This window comes from Streptomyces sp. NPDC002265 (assembly GCF_040296125.1).
GTDB lineage: Bacteria > Actinomycetota > Actinomycetes > Streptomycetales > Streptomycetaceae > Streptomyces.
This window is the reverse complement of record NZ_JBEOWS010000390.1, coordinates 1-8,655: the sequence shown is the minus strand read 5'-3', so window position 1 is coordinate 8,655 and position 8,655 is coordinate 1. Positions and strand designations below refer to the sequence as shown.

At 71.4% G+C, this 8,655-nt stretch carries 9 protein-coding genes; 7 read left to right on the top strand and 2 right to left on the bottom strand.

Annotation, left to right across the window (positions count from 1 at the left end):
- Window positions 1-356 precede the first annotated feature (356 nt).
- Window positions 357-1,712 (top strand): glutamine synthetase family protein, encoded by a 1,356-nt coding sequence (locus tag ABT085_RS40125; protein ID WP_351620071.1) that lies wholly within the window; start codon window positions 357-359, stop codon window positions 1,710-1,712.
- Window positions 1,713-1,750: 38 nt separating this feature from the next.
- Complete coding sequence (locus ABT085_RS40120; protein WP_351620068.1) at window positions 1,751-3,067, top strand: cytochrome P450; 1,317 nt, start codon at window positions 1,751-1,753, stop codon at window positions 3,065-3,067.
- A 159-nt stretch (window positions 3,068-3,226) separates the two neighbouring features.
- On the opposite strand, the gene ABT085_RS40115 is transcribed toward ABT085_RS40120, so the two are convergent.
- Window positions 3,227-4,057, bottom strand: coding sequence for an alpha/beta fold hydrolase (locus tag ABT085_RS40115; protein ID WP_351620065.1), 831 nt, complete (start codon window positions 4,055-4,057; stop codon window positions 3,227-3,229).
- 57 nt (window positions 4,058-4,114) lie between these two features.
- Here ABT085_RS40115 and ABT085_RS40110 point away from each other — a divergent pair, with 57 nt between their 5' ends.
- From ABT085_RS40110 to ABT085_RS40090, 5 genes are all read left to right on the top strand, one after another.
- Window positions 4,115-4,591: a MarR family winged helix-turn-helix transcriptional regulator gene (locus tag ABT085_RS40110; RefSeq protein ID WP_351620062.1), complete on the top strand. Its 477-nt coding sequence runs from the start codon at window positions 4,115-4,117 to the stop codon at window positions 4,589-4,591.
- A gap of 74 nt (window positions 4,592-4,665) precedes the next feature.
- Window positions 4,666-5,310 carry a dihydrofolate reductase family protein gene (locus ABT085_RS40105; RefSeq protein WP_351620053.1) on the top strand — a complete coding sequence of 215 codons (645 nt, stop codon included), beginning with the start codon at window positions 4,666-4,668 and terminating at the stop codon, window positions 5,308-5,310.
- A gap of 121 nt (window positions 5,311-5,431) precedes the next feature.
- Window positions 5,432-6,025, top strand: a complete 594-nt coding sequence (locus ABT085_RS40100; RefSeq protein ID WP_351620050.1) for a helix-turn-helix domain-containing protein — start codon at window positions 5,432-5,434, stop codon at window positions 6,023-6,025.
- A 132-nt stretch (window positions 6,026-6,157) separates the two neighbouring features.
- Window positions 6,158-7,078: a class I SAM-dependent methyltransferase gene (locus ABT085_RS40095; RefSeq protein WP_351620047.1), complete on the top strand. Its 921-nt coding sequence runs from the start codon at window positions 6,158-6,160 to the stop codon at window positions 7,076-7,078.
- A 179-nt stretch (window positions 7,079-7,257) separates the two neighbouring features.
- Window positions 7,258-7,773, top strand: a complete 516-nt coding sequence (locus tag ABT085_RS40090) for an AMIN-like domain-containing (lipo)protein (protein WP_351620045.1) — start codon at window positions 7,258-7,260, stop codon at window positions 7,771-7,773.
- Between the two features lie 55 nt (window positions 7,774-7,828).
- Here ABT085_RS40090 and msrA read toward each other — a convergent pair whose 3' ends face one another.
- Complete coding sequence (gene msrA, locus ABT085_RS40085; RefSeq protein ID WP_351620042.1) at window positions 7,829-8,341, bottom strand: peptide-methionine (S)-S-oxide reductase MsrA; 513 nt, start codon at window positions 8,339-8,341, stop codon at window positions 7,829-7,831.
- Between the last annotated feature and the right edge of the window lie 314 nt (window positions 8,342-8,655).

Below are 8,655 nucleotides of genomic sequence, written 5' to 3'. Positions count from 1 at the left end.
ACACGGCCGGGCGGCCCTGCTCGCTGATGTCGACCAGGAACGGCGGGGTCGTCGTGGGGGCCGCCGCGGCGGGGGGGGGGGGCGCCCGCCCCCCCCCGCCCGCACCCCTCGGCCAAAGGGAGGCGGCGGAACCGCGTCCCCTACTCGTTTGGCTTCAAACAACATAGGAAGCCGACCGTCGCCGGTCAATAGCTGTCCAGGTGGATAATTTTTTGCGAACCCCCTCTTGCGGGAGCTCCGTTCCCCTCCCTACCGTTCGGACTCAAACGAGCCGTCCCGGCGGCCGGCGCCTCTCGCCCTCCCGCCCGGTGACCGCCCTCATCCCGCCGTCCATCCGCATACGCCAGGAGATTTCGGTGAGCGCCCAAGACACTCCAGACATCCGTCGGCACCTGGACCGACTCACTGCCGAGGGCATCGACGTGGTCCGGGTCAGCTACCCCGACCTGATCGGCACCGACCGCGCCCGCGACGTGCTGGTGGACCACCTGCCCTCGGCCTGCGAGCACGGTCTCGCCTTCTGCCGCGCCGTCTACCACACCACCCCCCAGGGCGACGTGGTGCCGGTCGCCGGCGGCCTCGACGCCGGCCTGCCGGACGTGTCCGTACGCCCCGACCTGTCCACGCTGACCGCGCTGCCCTGGGAGCCCGGGGTCGCCTCCTGCCTCGGCGAGGTGCGCGACCCCGCCACCTCGGCACCCGTCCCCGAATCACCCCGCGATCTGCTCCGCACGGTCCTGGACCGGTGTGCCGAGCACGGACTGCGGCCCGTCGTCGGCCCCGAGCTGGAGTACTTCCTGCTGGAGCCGGACCCCGCCGCCCCCGCCGGCTGGCGCAGGTCCCCGCAGACCACGGGAGCCGTCTACACCGCCGGACTGCGCGCCGACCCCGGCAACCACCTGCTGCGCACCCTGCGTCAGCTGCGCGACCTGGGCATCGGGGTCGTCACCGGCAACCACGAGTTCGACGGCGGCCAGTACGAGATCAACCTGACCCACTCCGAGGCCCTGGACGCCGCCGACCGCGCCTTCCGCTTCAAGTCGGCCGTGAAGGAACTGGCCCGCAAGGAAGGCAACATGGCCACCTTCATGGCCAAGCCCTTCGGCGACGCCGGCGGTTCGGGCTTCCACCTCCACCTCTCCTGCGAGGACGGCGAGGGGCGCAACGTCTTCGACGACCCGGCGGGCGCCCATGGCCTCTCCGCCACCGCCCGGCACGCGATCGCCGGAATCCTCGCCCACGCCCCCGCGCTCGCCGCGCTGGCCAACCCGACGGTGAACTCGTACAAGCGCTTCGGCCCGGACACCCTCGCTCCCTGGCTGATCGACTGGGGCCTGGACAACCGCAGCGCCATGCTCCGCGTCCCGCCGGAGCGCGGCTCCGGCGCCCGGCTCGAACTCCGGCTCGGCGACGCCAGCGCCAACCCCTACCTGCTGATCGCGGGCACCGTCGCCGCCGCACTGCTCGGCGTCCGGGCGGGCGAGGAGCCGCCGCCCCCGCTGGAGGGCTACGGCTACGACACCGCCCGCTCCGCCACCCTGCCCATGAACCTCACCGGCGCACTCGACGCGCTGGAGGCGGACACCGCCCTCACCGACGTCCTCGGCAAGGACTTCACCGCCTCCTTCCTCTCCTACAAGCGCGACGAGGTCGAACGCTTCGGCCGGCACGTCACCGACTGGGAGTTCGCCGAGTACGCCTACCACCTGTAAGCCAGCCCCCCACGCCCTCGCCCAGGAGATCCGCCATCATGACCAGCCCCGCCGTCCCCGCCGTCCCCACCACGCGCGAAGAACTGCGCGCCGCCCTCGACGAGCCCCTGCCGCTCGACCAGGTGAACCTCGCCGACCTGGACAACTTCGCCGACGGCATCACGCCCTGGCGCATGTTCCACACCCTGCGCCACGAGGAGCCGGTGCACTGGCAGCCCGAGGAGGCCCCCAACTCCGGCTTCTGGTCCGTGACCCGGCACGCGGACATCGCGCGCGTCGACCGCGACTCCGACACCTTCACCTCGACCCGGTTCGTCAACCTCGAAGAGGTCGACGACGACCAGATCAAGAAGCGCGCCTCCATCCTGGAGATGGACGGAGTCCGCCACCGCGCGCTGCGCAGCGTCATCCAGCGGCAGTTCGGCGCGAGCGTCATCAACAGCTACGCCGACTTCCTGCGCGGCCTGACCGCCACCACCCTCGACAAGGCGCTCGCCAAGGGCACCTTCGACTTCGTCGAGGACGTCTCCGCCGACTTCCCCATCAACGTCCTGGCCCGCCTCCTCGACGTGCCGCCGGAGGACAACCAGCAGCTCATCGACTGGGGCAACCGGATCATCGGCAACACCGACCCGGACTACGCCGACGTCCTGCTGCACAGCGCGGAGAGCGAGAAGTACCGCGACCTGCCCTTCCGTTCCCCCGCCTCGATCGAGGTCTTCGAGTACGGCCGCGAACTGGCCCGGCAGCGGCGCGGCGGCGAGGGCACCGACCTGATCTCCAAGCTGGTCAACACCGTGCCCCGGGACGGAGTGCCGCTGTCCGCGCAGGACTTCGACAACTACTTCCTGCTCCTGGTGGTGGCCGGCAACGAGACCACCCGCCACACCATCAGCCACTCCATGCTCGCCCTGCTCCAGCACCCCGAGCAGCTCGCCCGCCTCAAGGACGACCCCTCGCTGATCCCGACGGCCGTCGAGGAGTTCCTGCGCTGGGCCTCCCCCGTCTACCACTTCCGCCGCACCGCCACCCGCGACACCGAACTCGGCGGCAAGCAGGTCAAGGAGGGCGACAAGGTCGTCATGTGGTTCGCCTCCGGCAACCGCGACGAGGAGATCTTCGGCAACCCCTACGACTTCGACGTCGCCCGGCAGAACAACGACCACGTCACCTTCGGCAAGGGCAGCCCCCACCTGTGCCTGGGCAACCTGCTCGCCCGCACCGAGATCCGCATCATGTTCGAGGAGCTGATCCCGCGCCTCGCCGACATCAAGCTGGCCGGGGACGTGCCGCGAGTCCGCTCCAACTTCGTCAACGGCATCAAGCACCTTCCGGTCCAGGTCACCCTCGCCTGACCCGGCCCCGCTCCGGGCGGGCCGCCGCCCCGGGCCCCGCCCCCACGGGCACCACCCGCTCTCCCTCGGACCTTCCGGGGGAGAGCGGATGCGTTCTCGGGGGACGGGCCGGCGGGCCGGCAGGCTGCGCGTCGGCCCGCCGGTTCGCCTGCCCGGCGGTCAGAGCGAGCGCAGGAACTCCTCGACGACCGCGGTGAACTCCTCGGGCTTCTCCATGTTCGGGTAGTGCGCCGTGCCCTCGACGAGCACGGAACGTCCGTGCCGGACGGTGTCGGCCAGTCGCTGCGCCGCGGCGAGGACATCGGGGGTGTCGAGAGCCCCGTTCAGGGTGAGCACCGGGACGCCGACCTGCGGCATCCGGGCCCAGGTGCCGGTGACCGGCACATGCAGGTTCGCCTCGCCGGGGGTGTGCTTGGCGAGCGTGTGCAGGGCCATCTCGCGCAGCCGGCGCAGGACGGCCGGGTCGACTTCGTCCAGGGTGCGGTGCGGTCCGGGCACGTACGCGAGGAACGCCTTCAGCCAGCTCTCGATGTCACCGGCGGCCAGCGCACGGGCGGTGTCGGCCTGGATCGCCCGGTGCCAGGGGTCGGAGTCCTCGAACTCGCCGGTCGAGGCTCCGGCCACGACGGCTGCGCGGACCAGTGCGGGGTGTTCGAGCAGCATGTCGGTGACGACGATGCCGCCCATCGACACGCCCACGAGCACCGCGGGACCCGCGTCGAGGTGGTGCAGCAGATCCGCCAGATCGTCCGCCCAGCGGAACGGCTCCGAGGCGTTGGCGGAGGCGCCGTGCCCGCGGATGTCCGCGGCGACGACCCGGTGGGCGGTCGCGAGGGCCGGCAGCACCGCGTCGAACACCCGGTGGTCGACGAAACCCGAGTGGAGCAGCACCACGAGATCCCCGGTGCCCGCCTCGCGGTAGGCGAGGTCCCCGTCGGCCGAGGCGAAGTGGTTCATGGCCGGGTACTTCAGTTCCGAAGCAACAGTCATGACAACCAAGGTGTCATCTTGCTCCGGGTTTGGCAACCAAGGTGTCATGATGGCGGGGTGAACGACACCGGCAGCCCGCTCCCGCCCGACGAACTCGGCCACCGCCTCGTCGAGGTCTTCGACCTCGTCGGCCCGCTCTACCGGCGCGCCCTGCGCAAGGTGGAACAGGGCGAGGCGATCGAGGGCGCCTCGGTCGGCGTGCGCTCCGTACTGGACCTGCTGCGCAGGCAGGGCGACATGACGGTGCCGCAGCTGAGCCGCATCCAGGCGCTGAGCCGGCAGTTCGTGCAGCGGATGGTCAACGACGCGGCGGCGCGCGGGTGGGTGCAGATCGTTCCCAACCCGGCGCACCAGCGCTCGTCGCTGATCCGCCTCACCGAGGAGGGCCGGGCGCTCATCACCGCGGTGCTCGACCGCGAGCACACCCTGAACCGCCAGGTCGGCGGCGACCTCACCGACGCCGAGGTACGGGCTTGCGTACGGGTGCTGCGCGAGATGCTGAGGACGTTCGACCACGTCGACGTGGAGGACTAGACCCGGCGATGAATTCGGGGCAGTCCGCGGGTCTTCCTGTCGACCGGTACGAACCGATGCGTCAGGAGCCGACCATGGGCCTCATCCACATCGAGCTGTTCACCACCCTCGACCTCGTCGGGCAGGCGCCCGGCGGCCCCGACGAGGACCCGGTGGGGTTCCCGTTCGGAGGCTGGCAGGCGCCCCTGCTGGACGAGGTCACCGGGGCCCAGATCGGCGCCGCGTACGAGGGCACGGACGCCCTCCTGCTCGGCCGGCGGACGTACGACATCTTCGCCGCCTACTGGCCTCACCAGAAGGGCGGCGAGGACGGGGACATCGCCACGCTCTTCAACGGCGTCCCGAAGTACGTGGCCTCCCGCGGCCGGCCCGACCTGCCGTGGGACGGGTCCACGCAGCTCGGCCCGGATCTGGCCGGCGCGGTGCGCGAGATCCGGGAGCGGCACGAGCACATCAAGGTCGTCGGCAGCCTCGACCTGGTGCAGACCCTCCTGCGCGAGAAGCTCTTCGACCGCCTCGACCTCTGGGTGCACCCGATCGTGCTGGGCGTCGGCAAGAAGGTGTTCGACGGCGGCGCGGTGCCCACGAACGTCACCCTCCTCCAGCCGCCGGCGGTCGGCCGGACGGGCGTGGTGTACCTGCGCTACGGGCTGGCCGACGGCACACCCGGGACCGGCGACATGAGTGCACCCGATCGCGGTATGGGCCGCGACGACTGAAGCGGCCCCGCGCCAAGGGGGATGCGCGACGCACGTGGGCCCGGCGGAACCCCGGCCCCGGGCTTGCGCCCCAGGTCTGCGCCTCGGGCGCGGCTTGCATCAGGGGCATACGATGTTGCACATGACGCAAGAAGCCGGCGAGCTGGACAGCCTGGTCCGTAAGCGGATCCGCGCCCTGCGGGTGGCGCAGGGCTGGTCGCTGGAGGAGCTGGCCGCCCGCGCCAGGGTCAGCCAGTCCACGCTCAGCCGTATCGAGAACGGTCAGCGCCGCCTGGCCCTGGACCAGCTGGTCACCCTGGCACGGGCGCTGGACACCTCCCTCGACCAGCTGGTCGAGACGGCCACGGACGACGTCGTCTCCAGCCCGATGATCGACGCGGCTCATGCGCAGATGCGCTGGCCCGTCAAAGCCGATCCGGGCATGACCGTCATACGCCGGCGCATGACGGAGCCCCCGCCGGACAATCCCGCGCGGATGCGCGCACACCCGGGCCGGGAGTGGCTCGTGGTCCTGTCCGGCACCGCAACCCTGCTGCTGGGCAACCGCCGCTTCCGGGTCGAGACCAACCAGGCCGCCGAGTTCCCCACCATGCTGCCGCACGCCATCGGCGCCGAGGGGGGACCGTGCGAGATCCTCGGCATCTTCGACCGGGACGCCCGGCGGGGCCATCAGCGCGACGAGGACGGCACCGGACCCGACCGCCCTGCCCGGTGACCGGCTCAGTCGTCCGAGGCGGGGGCCGCTTCGGGGAGGTCGCTTGCGCTTTCGGCAGCGGAACGGGGGACCTTCTTGCGTTCGGCGAAACAGAAGGGGCCGCGGGCCCTTGTCCCGCCTAGCGTGAGACGTATGACCCACCCCATGCCGCACCCGGCGCACTCCGGCGCCCACTCCGCACACCCCGCCCACCCGCACGGACAGCAGACCCGGCACGAGCATCGGCACGAGCACGAGCACGAGCACGGGCACGACGCCGACCAGTCGGAAGTCCTCGACCTGGATGCCGAAGTACTCGCCGAGCACCTCGCCTTCCTCACCCGATGGCTGCCGGTCCGGGAGGCTCCACGGCGCATCGTCGACCTCGGGGCCGGGACCGGCGCCGGCACCTTCGCCCTTCTCGAGTGCTTCCCCGAGGCCCGCGTCACCGCTGTCGACTCCTCGGCCGCACACCTGGACCGGCTGCACGAGAAGGCCCGCGCGCAGGGAGTCGGCGACCGGGTGCGGACCGTCCGGGCCGACCTCGACACCGAGTGGCCCGACCTCGGCACGCCCGAACTCGTGTGGGCCTCCGCCTCCGTGCACCACATGGCCGACCCCGCACGCACCCTGCGCCAGGTCCACGGCGCACTCGCCCCCGGCGGACTGTTCGCCGTCGTCGAACTGGCGGGCTTCCCCCGCTTCCTGCCGGTGGACGCCCCGGAGGACGCCCCCGGTCTCCTGGAGCGCTGTCATGCCGCCGCCGAGCGCCCCCACGCCGCGCATGTGCCGCACCGCGGCACCGACTGGGGCCCCGTGCTCGCCGACGCCGGATTCACCGTCGAAGCCGAACGCACGGTCACCGTGAACGTCGACAGCACCCGCTCCCCGGCGGTGGGCCGCTACGCCCTGGCGGGTCTGCGGCGCCTGCGCGCGTCGGTGGGCGACGAGCTCTCGCCCGCCGACCTCGCCGCGCTCGACCGGCTGCTCGACCCGGTCGGCCCGCAAGGCATCCTGCGCCGCGACGATCTCGCGGTACGCACCGAACGCACCGTGTGGGCCGCCCGCCGCTGACGGCTCACCCGACGTCCTGGCCTGCGTCGACGCGGCAGGCCTGAACGGCTGTCAGGACCCGGCGTGGCGTGGAGGGTGGGGGGAACCTGGTTCCGGCGGCAGTGCAACCATTCGGATCCCCCGCATGTCTGTCAGTGTGAAATCGTCTGTCCCCTTCACCAGGAGCATCTGGGGGCGTCATGTACCACCACCCATCCCGTGCGGCCGTCGCCGCAGGCGTCCTTCTCACTGCCGTAGGCGCCACGGTCCCCGCTTCAGCGGCCGCGCAGCCGCAGACAGCGGCCAAGAGTTCCCCGTCCGCCCGCGTAGTCAATGCCCGGTGGGCCGGGCACTGCACCTACGACCGGCTCGTCATCGACCTCGGCGGCACCACCGCCACCGTCGGTGTCAAGGCGGTCAAGCAGCTTCGCTACGACCCTTCCGGGAAGAAGGTCCCCCTCCCGGGGAAGTACTTCCTGGAGATCAGGCTCTCACCCGCGGTCGCCCACGACAGCGCCGGCCGGTCGGTCTACCGGGGACCCCGGCTGGCGAAGATCCAGTTGTCCAAGCTGAAGGGGCTCGCCCTGACCGGCGACTTCGAAGGAGTGGTCACCTTCGGGACAGCCTTCCAGACCAAACCCACGTACAAGGCCTTCAAGCTGCACAGCCCCGAGCGTGTGGTCCTGGACTTCAACCACGCCAACCGGTGCGGGTGAACGCGACGGCCCTGGCGGGCGGAGTACCGCCCGCCAGGGCCGCCGGGTGCCGTGCTCAGCCCTCCGTGCGGGCGGGCAGCCGCCATCCCGGGCGGGGGAAGTGGCAGGTGTAGCCGTCGGGGTAGCGCTCCAGGTAGTCCTGGTGCTCAGGCTCGGCCTCCCAGAAGGGGCCGACCGGCTCCACCTCGGTGACCACCTTGCCCGGCCACAGTCCGGAGGCGTCGACGTCGGCGATCGTGTCCTCGGCGACGCGCTTCTGCTCGTCGTCCACGTAGTAGATCGCCGAGCGATAGCTCAGACCGATGTCGTTGCCCTGGCGGTTCTTGGTGCTCGGGTCGTGGATCTGGAAGAAGAGCTCCAGGATCGCGCGGTAGTCGGTCACCTCGGGGTCGAAGAGGATCTCGATGGCCTCGGCGTGGGTCCCGTGGTTACGGTACGTCGCGTTCGGCACGTCGCCGCCGGTGTAGCCCACCCGGGTCGCCGTCACGCCCGGGAACCGGCGGATCAGGTCCTGCATCCCCCAGAAACATCCGCCCGCCAGCACGGCCCTCTGCGTCTGCGCTGCCATCTCAGCCCCTTCGATCTCTGTCGCGCCGGCCGGCCGGGCCGCTCTGCTCACGGGCCGCCGGCACACCGCACTCTTCGGATCTCTCAGCGTCCGCGGCCTGAAAACAATTCCCTGGCGCCCGGTCACCTCGCATGCGGACGTATGGTCATACCGCGGTGTGGAAAGCTCCGCCGAATGCGCTAGACTTGATCTTGAGCTGGTCGCCGCAACCGCGGACGGCTGGTGTCGCGTTGGTGGTCCAAGGAAAGACGCCCCGCTTCCTGCGGGGAAATGCAGGTGCAAGGCCTGCCCGGCGCTCGATCACAGGGCCCGTC